Source organism: Devosia sp. T2-14 (assembly GCF_055397495.1).
The window spans coordinates 3,772,507-3,787,106 of sequence record NZ_AP027921.1; the positions used below are offsets into that span (position 1 = coordinate 3,772,507).

The 14,600-nt window shown below is 62.8% G+C and carries 13 protein-coding genes; 7 read left to right on the top strand and 6 right to left on the bottom strand.

Going from position 1 to position 14,600, the window contains the following annotated elements; all coding sequences use genetic code 11:
- Nucleotides 1–92: 92 nt before the first annotated feature.
- From ACZ5WT_RS18650 to ACZ5WT_RS18660, 3 genes are all read right to left on the bottom strand, one after another.
- Nucleotides 93–2,018 (bottom strand): hypothetical protein, encoded by a 1,926-nt coding sequence (locus ACZ5WT_RS18650; protein ID WP_464285250.1) that lies wholly within the window; start codon nucleotides 2,016–2,018, stop codon nucleotides 93–95.
- Between the two features lie 16 nt (nucleotides 2,019–2,034).
- Nucleotides 2,035–3,876: a flagellar hook-associated protein FlgK gene (flgK, locus tag ACZ5WT_RS18655; protein WP_464285251.1), complete on the bottom strand. Its 1,842-nt coding sequence runs from the start codon at nucleotides 3,874–3,876 to the stop codon at nucleotides 2,035–2,037.
- A 70-nt stretch (nucleotides 3,877–3,946) separates the two neighbouring features.
- Nucleotides 3,947–5,695 carry a flagellar hook protein FlgE gene (locus tag ACZ5WT_RS18660; protein ID WP_464285252.1) on the bottom strand — a complete coding sequence of 583 codons (1,749 nt, stop codon included), beginning with the start codon at nucleotides 5,693–5,695 and terminating at the stop codon, nucleotides 3,947–3,949.
- A 228-nt stretch (nucleotides 5,696–5,923) separates the two neighbouring features.
- Between ACZ5WT_RS18660 and ACZ5WT_RS18665 the strand changes: the two genes are divergently transcribed.
- Nucleotides 5,924–6,790 carry an ATPase gene (locus ACZ5WT_RS18665; RefSeq protein ID WP_464285253.1) on the top strand — a complete coding sequence of 289 codons (867 nt, stop codon included), beginning with the start codon at nucleotides 5,924–5,926 and terminating at the stop codon, nucleotides 6,788–6,790.
- Between the two features lie 67 nt (nucleotides 6,791–6,857).
- A complete protein-coding gene (locus tag ACZ5WT_RS18670; RefSeq protein WP_464285254.1) occupies nucleotides 6,858–7,769 on the top strand; it encodes a homoserine O-succinyltransferase in 912 nt (303 codons plus the stop codon).
- Nucleotides 7,770–7,801: 32 nt separating this feature from the next.
- Here the strand turns inward: ACZ5WT_RS18670 and ACZ5WT_RS18675 are convergent, their stop codons facing one another.
- Entirely contained in the window at nucleotides 7,802–8,239 is a 438-nt protein-coding gene (locus ACZ5WT_RS18675) for an SRPBCC family protein (RefSeq protein ID WP_464285255.1), read from the bottom strand.
- Between the two features lie 113 nt (nucleotides 8,240–8,352).
- Between ACZ5WT_RS18675 and ACZ5WT_RS18680 the strand changes: the two genes are divergently transcribed.
- From ACZ5WT_RS18680 to ACZ5WT_RS18700, 5 genes are all read left to right on the top strand, one after another.
- Nucleotides 8,353–9,825 carry a YcjX family GTP-binding protein gene (locus ACZ5WT_RS18680; RefSeq protein ID WP_464285256.1) on the top strand — a complete coding sequence of 491 codons (1,473 nt, stop codon included), beginning with the start codon at nucleotides 8,353–8,355 and terminating at the stop codon, nucleotides 9,823–9,825.
- Nucleotides 9,822–10,835, top strand: a complete 1,014-nt coding sequence (locus tag ACZ5WT_RS18685; protein ID WP_464285257.1) for a YcjF family protein — start codon at nucleotides 9,822–9,824, stop codon at nucleotides 10,833–10,835. The genes ACZ5WT_RS18680 and ACZ5WT_RS18685 overlap by 4 nt, the downstream gene beginning before the upstream one ends.
- A gap of 85 nt (nucleotides 10,836–10,920) precedes the next feature.
- Nucleotides 10,921–11,493, top strand: coding sequence for an NADPH-dependent FMN reductase (locus tag ACZ5WT_RS18690; protein WP_464285258.1), 573 nt, complete (start codon nucleotides 10,921–10,923; stop codon nucleotides 11,491–11,493).
- Between the two features lie 75 nt (nucleotides 11,494–11,568).
- Entirely contained in the window at nucleotides 11,569–12,708 is a 1,140-nt protein-coding gene (locus tag ACZ5WT_RS18695; protein ID WP_464285259.1) for an Acg family FMN-binding oxidoreductase, read from the top strand.
- A gap of 8 nt (nucleotides 12,709–12,716) precedes the next feature.
- Nucleotides 12,717–13,181 (top strand): MarR family winged helix-turn-helix transcriptional regulator, encoded by a 465-nt coding sequence (locus ACZ5WT_RS18700; RefSeq protein ID WP_464285260.1) that lies wholly within the window; start codon nucleotides 12,717–12,719, stop codon nucleotides 13,179–13,181.
- Between the two features lie 13 nt (nucleotides 13,182–13,194).
- Here ACZ5WT_RS18700 and ACZ5WT_RS18705 read toward each other — a convergent pair whose 3' ends face one another.
- Together ACZ5WT_RS18705 and ACZ5WT_RS18710 are read right to left on the bottom strand one after the other, a co-directional pair.
- Nucleotides 13,195–13,515 (bottom strand): 2Fe-2S iron-sulfur cluster-binding protein, encoded by a 321-nt coding sequence (locus tag ACZ5WT_RS18705; protein WP_464285261.1) that lies wholly within the window; start codon nucleotides 13,513–13,515, stop codon nucleotides 13,195–13,197.
- A 3-nt stretch (nucleotides 13,516–13,518) separates the two neighbouring features.
- Nucleotides 13,519–14,544, bottom strand: coding sequence for an NAD(P)/FAD-dependent oxidoreductase (locus ACZ5WT_RS18710; RefSeq protein WP_464285262.1), 1,026 nt, complete (start codon nucleotides 14,542–14,544; stop codon nucleotides 13,519–13,521).
- Nucleotides 14,545–14,600: the final 56 nt, after the last annotated feature.

Genomic DNA, 14,600 nt, shown 5'->3' on the forward strand with positions numbered 1-14,600 from the left:
AAAGGCCCCGCAATTTGCGGGGCCTTTTTGTTTGGGTGCGTTGCCAGCCTCTGGGGGGGGCGCTGGCGACCGCAGAGCGGCGCTGGCGCCCGCTAGAGGAAGTTGACGAGGCTGAGCTTGCTGACCATCGAAGTGGCCTGGTAGCTGGCCTGCAGGCGCGTCTGCAGGGCCAGCAGTTCCATCGCGACGTCTTCCTTGCTCACCGTTTCGATGTCGCTGAGGAGGTTGTCGAGCTGGGCCTTGTAGGCCGTGTGGCGCTGGGTGGAGCTCTGCAGCGTGCCATGGGCAACGCCCAGCTCCATGGTCAGGATCTCGATGGAGCCGTGCTCGGAATTGTGCGCTTCCGACATTTCCGACTGCTGGCGGTTTGCCATCGCATCGAACTTCTGACGGCCTTCGGGGCTGTCCGTGTAACTGGTGACCGACATCGAGGCCATGGTGCGCACGAGGCGCAGGAAGCCGCTTTCATTGGCCTGCATGCCATAGCTGACGCGGGTCGAGTCATCGACCTGGGCAGTGACGCTCTGCCGCGGATTGCCTTCGGCAGCTGCGGCGGCTTCAGTCACCGAGGCATTGAGCGACTTGGCAAAATTTGCAGCCGTGCTGGCGGCATCGCCGCCGATGGTGAACTGGCCGGGGCCAGCGCGCCCCTGCACGGCCGTGAGCGTCACTTCCCGCTGGGTGCCATCGGGGCCTGCGAGCGTGATCTTGACCGCTTCGCCGGCCACAGGCGCCGCGCCGAACTGGACGCCGAGCGCGCCGGCGGCCAGGTTCGTCGTTATGTTGGTGGTGTTGCCGGAGACGCCGGTAATGCTGAAACCGTGCTGGCTCGACACGGGCTTCTGCTGACCGAGGGTGACGGTATTGGTCGCCGTATCCGACCCGATTTCCAGACGCCCCATATTGCTCGCGGAAACCGCGGGCGACTGCCCCTTGTACCAGAGGACGGTATCGGCGTCGGTAGCCACCTTGAGGCCAGTTGCGGTGGCGGGGTCGCCATCGACGCGCAGGACCGGCTCGCCCGGGCCGTTGAAGAAGTTCTTCGACGCAGCAAAGGTCGAGGCCGCCGACAGTTCGCTCTCGGCGACATTCGCAAGCTTGGCGTTGAAGGCGGTCTGGAAGTTTGTCGTGGTTTCGTTGGCGTCGAGGCCGATGACGAACTCGCCCGGGGAGCCCGTGGCGTTCGCTGCAGTGACGGCGCGCATGGCAATCTGGGTTTCCGTGCCATCCGGCAGGGTCAGACCGACGGTGATGGTATCGCCTTCCTGGACAGCGAGCGGATCGTTGAAGGTCACGCTGACCTGGTCGCCGAGATACGGGCCACCGGGAATGGGTTGCGGGATCGGCTGGGGCTGGGTGGTGACGGTAATGCCGGTTCCGGACGAGGAAACCGTGGACACCTTGAAGCCAAACGGATGGTCGCCATCCTCGGATAGCGTGAAAGTGTTCGGCGTGGCCGGATCAATGTCGCTCTTGAGGCGGCCGAGCCCATCGGCACCCGCGTCGGCCTTCTGGCGTTCCGTGACGACGGCCTTGAAACCGGCCTTGCCGCCAAGCCCTTCGAGCAGGGCCTTGGTGTCGGGAAGCGGCGCGCTATCGGTGTTGGAGCCGCCAAACAGGTAGCGGCCCGCCACGTCGGAATTGAGCAGCGTCACAAGTTCATCGAGGCGCGCATGCGACAGGCTCGGCAGCATCGCCATGTTGACGTTATTGGTGCCGTATTGTCCCTGCACAGCCGAGCTGCGGGCCTCGGCTTCGAGCTTGTCGAAGCGCGACATGGTCTTGTCGAGAAAGCTCAGGCGCAGGTTGACGGTCTCGATATTGGCCGTGAACCCCTCGATCTTGGAGAGGCGCTGGCGGACCGACAGGGACATGGGCAGATCACGGCCCATCTCGGCGAGGTTGGAGGCCTTTTCGCCGGTGCCAAGCTGCATCTGCAGCGTGGCGAACTTGCCCTGCATCTTGGAGATGACGCCGAACCCGGTCTGCAGCGGGAACATCGACTTGTTGACGATCATATTACGCTACTCCCGATCAGGTTGCGCTGAACAAGGTGTCGAGCAGTTCTTTGACCACCGACACGATGCGCGCATTGGCGGCATAGGCATTCTGCAGTTCCATCAGCCGACCCATTTCCTCGTCGACGTTGACGCCGTACTCGCCTTCCATCTGGTCGATGAGGGTATCGAGCGTCAGCTGGCGGTCATCCCGCTTGGTCAGCGCGGCATTGACGGAGGCCCCCTGGAAACTGACGACCTGGGAGGCGACTTCGCTCAGCGAGCCATTGAGCTGGAAGCGGCCACCGGTATTGAGGGCGGGGTCGCCACCGGAGACGAATTTCATCTTGTCGAGCTGATCGATCACATATTTGGCGCGATCGGCATCACCCAGCGTGCCGCCGGGCTCGAACTGCACCATCAGCCGGTTGTCGGCGATGATGGCGGTGTTGATCGAGATGCGGCCGGCAAAGCCCTGCTTCTGCGGCGGATCGGTGTCGAGATTGTTGGTGAAGGCGCTGTTGCCCTGATCGACGAACAGGTTGAAGCCCAGCCCGGCGCCCTGCAGGCCCGTGGAGCTCGAGCGCACGACGGCCGACTTCACATCGACCTTGTCCGTCAGACCGTCATCAAGGATGCGCAGGCCATTGGGGCCGTTGGCGGTGATGGCAAGGCTCGGGATCTTGGTGCCAAGCGTTGCCGCAACTGCGCCCGCGCCGGCCGACATGTCGATACCGATGACCCGCTGGCCGGTCGCGTCGACATAATCGGATGGCGTCGTGGTGTTGACCACACGGACGCGCTTTTCGACCCCGCCTTCGGTATAACTCAACAAGACGTCGTTGCCCGACGCCATGTTGGACAGGTCAATGTCGAAACCCTTGGCATCGCCAACGGTGGCTTCGCTGCCCGGGGTCGCATTGGTCGAGAAAGCCTGGGCCAGACCGGCCGCGATCTCGTCGAGCTGCTCCTGGGCCTCGACCAGCGTCTTGTCGCGCAGGGTAACCAGGCCACCCAGTTCGCCGCCCTGCAACACGCCCTGCTGCACCAGATCGATGGTGAGGCCGGACGGCGTCGTCAGGGTCAGCTTGCCGACCTTGGTCTTGTCTCCATCCGGGCTGAACAGCGAGTTGGGCGAGAGGTTGCCAGCACTCTCGAACTTGAAGGTCGAAACGCCATTGTCGAGCAGGCCGACACCCGAGCGGGTCATCAGCGCAACGGTGCCGTCCGAACGATAGTCGGCGCGCACGTCGACCATTTCGGCGATCGAGGAGACGAGGCGGTCGCGCTGGTCGAGCAGGCTCGCGCGCGCGCCATCGGTCATGCCCAGATCGAGCATGCGCTTGTTGACCTCGGACAGCGAGGTCAGCATGCCGTTGAGGTTGTTCACACCGGAGGCCATCTGCCCCTCGGTTTCCTGCCGCATGCCCTGGATGGTGTTGGAGAGGCGATTGAGCGTCTCGACCATCTCCTGGGCGGCAGAAACTGCCTGGGCGCGGGTCGTGTAGTCGTCAGGGCTGGTCGAAAGACCCTGCAAGGCATTCTTGAGCCCGCCGAGCATGGTATCGAGCGAGCCGGCGGCACCGGGCTTGCCGAGGAAACCCTGCAGGCGGTTGAGATAGCCAGCCTGGACGCCCGAATTGGCCGTGTCCGACACCTGGCGGGTGTAATAGGTCTGCAAGCTCTCGTTGAACGCGCGATTGACGCCCTGCGTGCGGGCATAGGCGCTGTTCTGCGAATTGTGGTCGATGACATTCAACGACTGCCGGTGATATCCCGGCGTGCCTGAATTGGCGATGTTGCGGCTCAGGATGTCGAGAGCATCCTGATTGACCCGCAGACCGGACACAGCGTTGGTCAGAGACGTGGACAGACCCATTCTTGGGGCTCCTCACAGCGAGAGAAGGGTCCGGGACGTGCTGCCCCGGACATGAAGGTTCCGGCTCCGCTTAGCGGACCATGTTGAGAGCTTCCTGGAGCATCTCGTCAGCGGTGCTCACGATGCGGGTGCCCGCGGCATAGGCCTGCTGCGTCACGATCAGCTTGGTGAACTCGTCTGAGATATCGGTGTTGGAGGCTTCGAGGGCCCCACCGATGATGCCCGAGCCGGACAGATCCAAGATCGCCTCGCCCGATTCCGACGTGCTCGAGAACACGCCGCCATCGAGGCGCTTCAGCTTGTTGATGGCGTTGAATTCGGCCGTGATGACCTGCGCCATGTCGATGCGTTCGCCGTTGGAGTAGGAGGCAACCACGCGGCCATTGTCGTTGATGGCCACCGAGACGAACTCACCGGCGCCGTAACCATTCTGGTTGAGCGTCGAGACGTTTGCCGTGCCGTTGACGTCGGCGAACTGGCTGAGACCGTTGGTATCGTAGCGGAACTCGATATCGCCGACGGCGACGCCGTTGATCTGGAGATTGTTCAGCTGCACCGATGCGTCGGTGGGCGAGAGCAGCGAACCGTCACCGCCAAAGGTGAAGTCGGCATTGACGCGCTTCCACATCTCGGCGCCGCCCGTTGCGCGGCTATCGGACATGTAGAAGAGGTTCCAGGTATCGGCACCACCTGCTTCGGCGCTCGACACCTTGGCCCAGCGCATCTGCACGTTGGCCGGAGCGCCATTTTCAGCAAACACGGTGACCGCGCCGCCCGAGATCGAGTTGTTGACGAAAAGCTTGTCCTGATCGGCCGTAATGCTGTTCACCGCTGGGCGAACCGGCGCGGACGAAACGGTGCCGGCCGTCAGGCCGAGACCACCGGACGCAGCCTCAACCGAGAACCGGGCGTAGTGATCATCGCCCAAGGTCACTTCGACAAAGCCCGAGCCATTGAGCTTGGCGACGGCGCTGGCAGCCGAGGGGCCGCCATTGGCGCGGATCGACGCCTGCAGCTTGGCAAGCGCGTCATCGATATTGCCCGAAGCATCGACGCCCTGGTTGGAGCCGGTATAGGGCGCGGTGGTGTAGAATTCGAAGGTCGTGCTGGTGCCGTTGATTTTCAGGGTCACGGTCTGGCCGGCAAGCGCCGTGGCAGGATCAGTACCGACGAGCGCGGCCGTGCCGGTGACCGATGCGGGCGACCAGGCGCCGGCAGCAACGTAGTCCTTGGCCTGCAGCAGCTCGCTATTGAACACCGACGCCTTGTAGGACGAAGTCTTGGGCAACTGGGGCAAGTTGGCCTGGTAGTTCACGCGATTGGTCTGCTGCGCGGGCAGGAAGCTATTTGACAGGCGGATCGGCTCGGGCACCGAACCCGAAACGTTGCCCGTGCCCGGATCGATCGGCAGACCCTTGAGGTAATAGCCGGCACCGTTGACCAGCATGCCGTCCTTGTCGATCTCGAAATCGCCGCGGCGGGTATAGAAGTTGGTGCCACCAAAGATCGGATTGCCATCCGACTGGCCAATCTTGGGCTCCACAACGAAGAAGCCATTGGAGTTCAGGGCGATAAAGGTCTCATTCGAGACCGTCTTGATGTCACCCTTGACGTCATTGGTGCCGCGCGACTGCGCCAGCACGGCACCGGGAACCTGGCGGGAAATCGGCGCGTCGGGGATCAGGTCGAGAAAGTCGGTCTCGATCCGCTTGTAGCCAGTCGTTTGCGAGTTCGCGATATTGCCCGAAATGTTTTCGAGCGCATGCGCCTGAGCCCGCAGGCCGGTCACCGCACTGGAAAGAGCGCCATAAATGCCCATCTGATACTCCGTATGCCCCAATTGCGCCATTGGGCGCGTTTCACCCACAATCAATGCAAGCGCAGTGCCAACTCGACTAACCGTTGTTTTTGCTGCATTATTTGGTCCGGACACGTCCAAATGTGGCGACATCCCGGCAATAGAGTCCGGGCGTCCGGCAGAATTTGCCGCCCGCTTGTGAAGCGGGGGCGCTTGCATTAATGCAGAAGCTCAATTCCGGGACATTCCATGCTGTTCAGTAGTGCCGACGAGTTTGTGAAAGCCCCACGCCGGGCCGTGACAGTTTTTGGCATGGCGGGCGTCGGCAAGACGCGCCTCAGCGCCATGCTGCGGGCCAGCAGCTGGTTTCACTATTCGGCCGACTACCGCATCGGCACGCGCTACATGGGCGAGTACATCGTCGACAATTTCAAGCGCGAAGCCATGAAGGTGCCGTTCCTGGCCGACCTGCTGCGCTCGGATTCGATCTACATCTCGTCGAACCTGACCTTCGACAACCTCGATCCGCTTTCGAGCTATCTCGGCACGCCCGGCAATCCGGACAAGGGCGGCTTGCCGCTGGCCGAATACCAGCGCCGCCAGGAGCAGCATCGCGTGGCCGAAGTCGCTGCGTTGCAGGACGTGCCGCACTTCATCGAGCGCGCCAAGGCCCTTTATGGCTATGAAGACTTCATCGCTGACACCGGCGGCTCGCTGATCGAGGTCATCGACCCGACCGACCCGGAAGACCCGGTGATCAAGACGCTGGCAGGCTCCACCGCCCTGCTCTACATCCGCGGCACCGGCAAGGATGCCGATGAGCTGGTGCGCCGGTTCAAGAAAAGCCCCAAGCCGATGTATTACCGGCCCGAATTCCTCATCGAGAAATGGGCCGAGTACAAGCTGATCAACGGCATCGTCAGCGACTGCGATGTCGACCCGGCCGGGTTTGGCGCCTGGGGCTTCGAAGCCCTGCTGCATGACCGCCTGCCGCGCTACCAGGCGCTGGCGGACAATTTCGGCTATGTTGTCGAAGCCTCGGACCTGGCAACGGTTCGCGATGGCGACGAGTTTATCGACCTGATGGCAGCCGCGATCGAACAGCGAATGCGATAGCGCGTCCTCCTCCTGGAGACGCGCCCGCCTGAATCGCTTTTCGATCCAACTCGCTCAAGAGGCTGATATGCCTATTCGAATTCCCGACGACCTGCCTGCTCGCAAGACCCTCGAAGACGAGGGCGTTAACGTGATGGATTCGGCGCGCGCCGCGCGCCAGGACATCCGCCCGCTCGAAATCGGCCTGCTCAACCTGATGCCAAACAAGGAGCGGACCGAGACCCAGTTCGCCCGGCTGATCGGCGCAACGCCCCTGCAGGTTGACCTGACTCTGGTGCGCGTGACCGACCATCAGTCCAAGAACACGTCCGAGGATTACCTGAACACGTTCTACAAAACGTGGGAGGAAGTGCGGGCCAAGAAGTTTGACGGCTTCATCGTCACCGGCGCACCCGTAGCCAACCTGCCCTTCGAGGAGGTGCGCTACTGGCCCGAAATGCTCGAAATCATGGATTGGACGCAGACTAACGTGCACCACACCATGTTCATCTGCTGGGGTGCGCAGGCGGCGCTCAACCACTTCCACGGCACCAAGCGCTATCGCATGGCCGAGAAGGCATTTGGCGTGTTCCGTCATCAGGTGATCAATCCGCGCTCGCCATTCCTGCGCGGCTTCTCGGACAGCCCGATGGTTCCGGTGTCGCGCTACAATGACATCGACCGCTCCACGATCGGGCCTGATCTCGAAATCCTGATCGACAATCCGGAGATCGGGGTGTGCATGCTCGGTGACAAAAAGCACCGCGCCGTGCACTTCCTCAACCATCTCGAATATGACAACCGCTCGCTGGCCGATGAGTATGAGCGCGACGTGAAGGCGGGGCTCAACACCCCGCCGCCCGCCAACCTGTTCCCCAATGGCGACACCTCAGCCACGCCGGAGAACCGCTGGCGCAGCCACGGGCATCTGATGTTCCAGAACTGGATCAACGAAATCTACCAGACCACGCCGTACAATATCGACGAGGTCGGCCAGTAAAAACAACGGGCCCCCGCGGGGGCCCGTTTCGTTTAGTGCTTCTTCTCCACGGCGTCCTTGAGCCCATCAAGCATCATGCGCCAGTTCTTCTCGTATTCCTGGCGCGTTGATGCATCGACCTTGGCATTGCCCATATTGGTCTGGCTGAGCTTGACCATGGTCTTGTGGCCATGCGGCTCCAGGACATAACGAACGATGTGATAGTTCTCTGGCTTGTCGGGCGTTCCGTCCATTTCGCTCCAATGGGTGAAGCTGAGCTCCCGCCCTTCTTTCAGGCTCTGGATCTCGCCGTGATCCTTGAACGCCTTGCCCTTCCACCGGCCTGAAAAGGTGATGGGGTGCCCCACCTTCCAGTCGGTGTCGACATCGGCTCCGGCAAACATGGCGGTGTGCTTGCGCGTCATGGCGGCCCAGATGGTCTTGGGATCGGCCGCGATGGTGGTGTCGACTTCAACAATCGGTTTCTGCATCGGAATATCTCCTCTGGCATCTGAGGAAGAAACGTCCGGCGGCCTGTGCGCGTTCCGGATTGTGACGTGCAGACATGGGCTTGCATTGCCCCATCAAGTCCCTACCTTCTGCGATGTCACGAGGGACCCAGCGCTTGCCCCAACCACCGACCACCATTGTCGACGAGTTCGGCATTGCCCTGTCCAATCTGGCTGACGCCGCGACTGGCGCGTTCACCCCGACGCTGCGCCTGGGCGTGACCGGGCTGAGCCGCGCAGGAAAAACCATCTTCATCACGGCGCTGGTGCACAATCTTTTGACCGGGGGCCGCCTGCCCGGGTTCACGCCGCTGGCCGAGGGCCGCTTCATCGGCGCAAAGCTGGCCGAGTATCCCGACGCGACGATTCCGCGCTTCGCCCATGAGCAGCATCTTGAAGCGCTGACCGGCAAGGCGCCGAGCTGGCCCGAAAGCACACGGCGGATTTCACAGCTGCGGGTGGTGATCAAATACCAGTCCAAGCACTGGTATTCGGGCATGACCGGCCCCTCGACCCTCAATCTCGATATCGTCGACTACCCCGGCGAGTGGCTGCTCGACCTGCCCTTGCTGGGCCTGAGCTTCGCCGAATGGAGCGCCGAGGCGCTGGAGCGGGCGCGCCGCCCCGGCTCGGGCAAGGAGGCCACGCCGTTTCTCGAGGCGCTCGATAGCCTCGACCCGCATAGGGATGCCAACGACCCTGATGCGGAACGGCTGGCAGCGGCTTTCACCGACTATCTGCGCCGCAGCCGCGAGCATGGTGCGCTCTCGACCTTGCCACCGGGGCGCTTCTTGTTGCCGGGCGACCTCGAAGGCTCCCCAGCCCTGACCTTTGCGCCCCTTCCGCCAGCGGCGCAACGCGTGCGCAGCGGCAGCCTCTATGCCATGCTTGAGCATCGCTACGAGGCCTACAAGGACCGCGTGGTGCGGCCGTTCTTCCGCGATCACTTCGCCCGGCTCGACCGGCAGATCGTACTGGTCGATACGCTGCGCGCGCTCAATGCCGGACCCACCGCCGTGGCCGATCTTGAGACGGCGCTGACCTCCGTCCTCTCATGCTTCCGGCAGGGCGAGACCAATCCCCTGCTGCGCCCCTTTGTGCGCAAGATCGACCGGATCCTGTTTGCCGCCACCAAGGCAGACCACGTGCACCACACCAGCCATGACCGGCTGGAGACCATTCTCAATCGGCTGGTGTCCAATGCCCGCAAGCGCGCGAGCTTTGCTGGCGCGGAGACGCGGTCGATCGCGCTGGCAGGCATTCGCGCCACACGCGAAGGCAGCATCGTCGAGGCCGGCGAAAAACTGGCGACCATTATCGGCACGCCGATGAAAGGGGAGACGCTGGGCGGCATCACCTATGACGGGAAAACCGAAATCGCTTTGTTTCCCGGGGACTTGCCGGAGCGGCCGGATTCACTTTTCGAGGACGGCACACCGGTCGCGCTGAACTTCTTGCGCTTCATGCCACCACAAAACCTCGATCGGAACGCCAATGGCGATGTGGTGCTGCCCCATATCCGTTTTGACCGGGCCCTCGATTTTCTAGTGGGAGACTGGCTCGCATGAAACAACCCGTTGCGCGCCCCACCGCCAAGCCCGCCGAGACCATGGCGATGACGCGTGCCCCGCGCGCCTTTGAGCCTGCCGCAGTAGAGGTCACCGAACCCGGCTTCGACGCACCGCCTGCCGATGACCTGATCGCCCCGCCACCCCGCCGGATGGGATGGGTCGGCAAGCTCGCCTGGACCACCGCGAGCATTCTGGTTTCGGCCGGGCTGGCGCTGGCCGCCGACCGGCTGATCCGCGACCTGTTTGCCCGCTACGAAATCCTTGGCTGGGCCGGCCTTGTAGTGCTGGCCTTGCTTGTGCTGTCGCTGGTGGTGCTGGCCGGGCGCGAAATGCTGTCGCTCCGCCGCTTGCGCGTGCTCGATGCCCTGCGGCGCGACGCGGCACTGGCCACCGCCGAGAATGATCAGGCCCGCGCCAAGCATGTCGCCGATCAGCTTGAAGGCATATACGCCAATCGCGCCGACCTCGCGCGAGCCCGCGACACCGTCAACCAGAACCTGCCGCACCTGTTCGATGGCCATGAGATCATCGCGCTGGCCGAACGCAGCCTGATGGCGCCGCTTGACGACAAGGCACGCGCGCTCACCGCGTCATCGGCGCGGCGGGTGGCGCTGGTCACCGCAGTGTCGCCGCGGGCGCTGGTGGACATTGCCTTCGTCGTCTACGAGAGCTTCCGCCTCTCGGGGGCCATTGCACGCCTCTACGGAGCCCGCCCAGGCTTTTTTGGCTCGTGGAGGCTCACTGGCGCCATCCTGACCCATTTGGCCGTCACAGGCGGCCTGGTGCTCACGGACGGCGTCGTGGAGCAGCTCGTGGGTCAGAGCCTGGCGGCCAAGCTCTCGGCCCGTCTCGGCGAAGGCGTGGTAAATGGCCTGATGACCGTGCGCGTCGGCATTGCCGCAATGCGCGTCGTCCGCCCCCTGCCCTTCGAGACGCAGACCCAGCCGACGGTGCGTGACTACATTCCGGAATTGACCAAGGTGACCAGCGAGGCCGCGAAAACCTGATCGTGCATCAAACTGTCGCGTTGAGCGAAACAAGATCGGGGCGCATATCACCGCCAGTTACTAATTGTTACTGTCTGGACGTTTTATGCCTACCGTTGCCGTCATCGTTGGGAGCCTGAGTGCGGCTTCCATCAACCTCAAATATGCCAAGGCCCTGGCCAAGCTTGCTGCTCCGCTGCTCGACTTTGATTTCATCGATCTGAGCGCGCTGCCGCATTACAATAATGACCTGTGGGCAAACCCGCCGCAGGCTGTGCTGGATCTCAAGCGCAAGATCGAAGCCGCCGATGGCGTGCTGATCGTTACCCCGGAATACAACCGCTCCTTCACCGGCGTCATCAAGAGCGCGCTGGAATGGGGTTCGCGCCCGTGGGGCCAGAGCTCCTGGGAAGGCAAGCCTGTCGCCGTCACCGGCACGTCCATCGGCGCCGTGGGTGCCGCCACTGCCCAGACCCAGCTCCGCTCAATCCTGGTTCATCTCGACATGATCCTCATGGGTCAGCCCGAAATCTTCCTCAAGTCCACGCCCGGCCTGTTCGACGAGCACGACGAAGTGACCAACGAAGAGACCCGCACCCTGCTGCTGAACTTTGTCCGTCGCTTCGCCACGTTTGTGGAACGCCACGGCGACGCCGGCGCCAAGATCGCCGCCGAATAACGGCACCGCAGGCCCCATTGAATTTAGTTCGATGCCATACTACTTAGTACGGCATCGAACTAAATGGAGCTTGCGATGAACAGACGTCAATTCCTTCTGGTGACCGGCGGCGGCATTGTGCTGGCTGCCGGTGCCGCTACCACAGCCTTTCTCGCCACCCGCACGCCGGATGCAGCCCTGCTGCCGTGGACGCAAACCAGCCTCTACGACGAGCCCCGCCGCAAGGCTCTGTCCTACGCCATCCTGGCGCCCAACCCGCACAATCGTCAGCCCTGGAAGGTCGATCTCGCCACCGACGACGAAATCACCCTCTATGTCGACACGACCCGCCTGCTGCCGCACACCGATCCGTTCAACCGGCAGATCACCATTGGCCTCGGCTGCTTTCTCGAATTGCTGGTTCTCGCGGCGGCGCAGGATGGCTATCGCGTGGACCTGCAACTGTTCCCCGAAGGCGAGGACTCTACAGGCCTTGATCAGCGACCGATAGCTCGCGCCCGCTTTGTTGCCGACGCCACCGTCTCACCGGACCCGCTCTTCGCCCAGGTGCTCAACCGGCGGTCGCTGAAGGAACCCTATGACCTGAACCGGCCCGTTGCTGCCTCCACGCTCGTCACACTGCATGGTGCGGGCGCGCATGGCATGGCCATCGCCAGCAGCGCCGATCCAGTTCACGTGGCCACGCTGCGCGAACTCACCAGCCGGGCCATGGTCATCGAGCTGGATACGCCGCACACTTACAAGGAAAGCGTCGACCTGATGCGGCTCGGCAAATCCGAGATCGAGGCAAACCCGGACGGCATCGATTTTGGCGGACCATTGTTTGACAGCCTGGTGCTGCTCGGCCAATTCACTCGCGAGGCGGCCATCGATCCAAATTCGATGATCTTCAGCCAGGGCAAGGCGGTGGTGCTGGCCAATACCGAGAGCGCCATGGCCCATATCTGGCTGGTAAGCGCCACCAACACCAGACAGGACCAGATATCGGCCGGACGCGACTGGGTGCGCGTCAATCTGGCCGCAACGGCTGCCGGTATCGGCGTGCAGCCCCTGAGCCAGGCGCTGCAGGAATTTCCGGAAATGGCAGAGTGCTACGCGCAGGCGCATCAAATCCTTGCGCCCTCGGGCGGGACCGTCCAAATGTTGGCGAGACTGGGCTATGCCAGCCCCGTTACACCCAGCCCGCGCTGGCCGCTCGCCGCCAAGATTATCTAGGAACGTCCATGAACCAAGAGCAGGCCGGAGCCCAGGTCTTCGGATTTTTCAACGAGATCGGCATTGTCTCGCAACTGAGTAGCGCGCTCTTTGCGCGGCTGATGCCGCTCGGCCTGCATCCCTCCCATTTCGTGGTACTCAATCACCTGGTCCGGCTCGGCGATGGCCGCACCCCGCTTGAGATTGCCAATGCGCTTCAGGTGACCAAGGCCACGATGACCCACACGCTTGCGGTGCTGGGAGGCCACGGCTTCGTGGCGATCGAGCGGCACCCTACGGATGGCCGCTCGAAGCTCGTGCGCCTGACGCCAGAGGGACGGGCCTTCCGCGACGAGGCGATTCAGCGGATGGCGCCAGCGATGCAGTATGTGCTCGAAAACGTGCCGCTGGAGGAGCTGCAGGCGGCGCTGCCCGTGCTGGAAAAAATCCGCATTCTGCTCGATGCGGAACGCGACAACCCCAGCATTACCTGAGGTTGTCCGCCCGCTATTCCTTGGCCGCGCTTGGGGCCAGGGTGACCTTCAATCCATCGAGCGCATCGCTCATCAGGATCTGGCAGCACAGGCGCGAGTTGGACCGGACATCGCCGACGCTGTCGAGCATGTCCTCTTCCTCGTCATTGGGCGCCCCAACGACGTCGAACCAGTCCTCATCCACATAGACATGGCAGGTGGCGCAGCTCAGCGCGCCACCACACTCGGCCTTGATGTTGAGGCCCCAATCCCGAATGACCTCCATGACGCGCCAGCCCTCGAGCCCTTCGAGCTCGTGGTTTTCGCCGGCCTGGTCGGTAACATGGATCTTCATGGTTTAGGCGACGCCCAGCTTCTTCTGCAGCTTGGTGGAGCTCGTGGTGTACTGGAAGACAACACGCTCGCCGGGCGAAACGATGGCCTTGGCCGCCTGCGCCATCAATGCTGCTTCGTGGAAGCCGGACAGAATGAGCTTGAGCTTGCCCGGGTACCAGTTGATGTCGCCGATGGCGAAAATGCCCGGAACCGACGTCTCGAACTTCTCGGTATCGACCACGATGGTGTTGTCGTTGAGCTCAAGGCCCCAATCGGCAACCGGACCCAGCTTCATGGTGAGGCCGAAGAACGGCAGCAGGCGCGTGGCCGGCAGCGAGACATCGCCTGCATCGGTGGTCAGGTGCACGTGGTTGATCTGGCCGTCTTCGCCGTCGAGCCGTGCGACCTGGCCGGTGAGGAAGTTGATTTTCCCCTCGGCGACCAGCTCATGCATCTTGTTGACCGAGGCCGGAGCCGCCTTGAAGACGGGGCGACGGTGAACCAGCGTCAGCGAATTGACGATCGGCTGCAGATTGAGGGTCCAATCAAGCGCGGAGTCACCACCGCCGACGATCACCACGTCCTGGCCGCGGAAATCATCCATCTTGCGAACGGAATAGAAGACCGACTTGTTTTCAAAGGCCTCAATGCCTTCGACCGGCGGGCGCTTGGGCTGGAACGAACCACCGCCGGCAGCAATCACCACCACCTTGGTGTGGAAGATTTCGTCGGCATCGGTCGTGAGCTTGAACGAACCGTCTTCCTGCTTCTCGATGGTGTTGACCATGCGGTTGAAGTGGAATTCCGGCGAGAACGGCGCGATCTGCGCCATCAGGTTGTCGGTCAGCTGCTGGCCGGTAATCACCGGGAAGCCGGGAATGTCGTAGATCGGCTTTTCGGGATAGAGCTCGGCGCACTGGCCGCCCGAGCGATCCAGAATGTCGATGAAATGGCATTTGAGATCGAGCAGCCCGAGTTCGAACGCCGCGAACAGCCCGCAGGGCCCCGCGCCGATAACGACGACATCGGTGGTGATTTCAGTGCTCATTTCAGTCTCAAATCTCAGGCCTGGGCCTTGTTGGTCTCAGCGTCGTTCCCCTGGGC

Excerpts from the sequence above, each read along its gene's own strand:
- ACZ5WT_RS18650 (WP_464285250.1), bottom strand. The coding sequence starts at position 2,018 with ATGATCGTCAACAAGTCGATGTTCCCGCTGCAGACCGGGTTCGGCGTC.
- flgK (WP_464285251.1), bottom strand. The coding sequence starts at position 3,876 with ATGGGTCTGTCCACGTCTCTGACCAACGCTGTGTCCGGTCTGCGGGTC.
- ACZ5WT_RS18660 (WP_464285252.1), bottom strand. The coding sequence starts at position 5,695 with ATGGGCATTTATGGCGCTCTTTCCAGTGCGGTGACCGGCCTGCGGGCT.
- ACZ5WT_RS18665 (WP_464285253.1), top strand. The coding sequence starts at position 5,924 with ATGCTGTTCAGTAGTGCCGACGAGTTTGTGAAAGCCCCACGCCGGGCC.
- ACZ5WT_RS18670 (WP_464285254.1), top strand. The coding sequence starts at position 6,858 with ATGCCTATTCGAATTCCCGACGACCTGCCTGCTCGCAAGACCCTCGAA.
- ACZ5WT_RS18675 (WP_464285255.1), bottom strand. The coding sequence starts at position 8,239 with ATGCAGAAACCGATTGTTGAAGTCGACACCACCATCGCGGCCGATCCC.
- ACZ5WT_RS18680 (WP_464285256.1), top strand. The coding sequence starts at position 8,353 with ATGTCACGAGGGACCCAGCGCTTGCCCCAACCACCGACCACCATTGTC.
- ACZ5WT_RS18685 (WP_464285257.1), top strand. The coding sequence starts at position 9,822 with ATGAAACAACCCGTTGCGCGCCCCACCGCCAAGCCCGCCGAGACCATG.
- ACZ5WT_RS18690 (WP_464285258.1), top strand. The coding sequence starts at position 10,921 with ATGCCTACCGTTGCCGTCATCGTTGGGAGCCTGAGTGCGGCTTCCATC.
- ACZ5WT_RS18695 (WP_464285259.1), top strand. The coding sequence starts at position 11,569 with ATGAACAGACGTCAATTCCTTCTGGTGACCGGCGGCGGCATTGTGCTG.
- ACZ5WT_RS18700 (WP_464285260.1), top strand. The coding sequence starts at position 12,717 with ATGAACCAAGAGCAGGCCGGAGCCCAGGTCTTCGGATTTTTCAACGAG.
- ACZ5WT_RS18705 (WP_464285261.1), bottom strand. The coding sequence starts at position 13,515 with ATGAAGATCCATGTTACCGACCAGGCCGGCGAAAACCACGAGCTCGAA.
- ACZ5WT_RS18710 (WP_464285262.1), bottom strand. The coding sequence starts at position 14,544 with ATGAGCACTGAAATCACCACCGATGTCGTCGTTATCGGCGCGGGGCCC.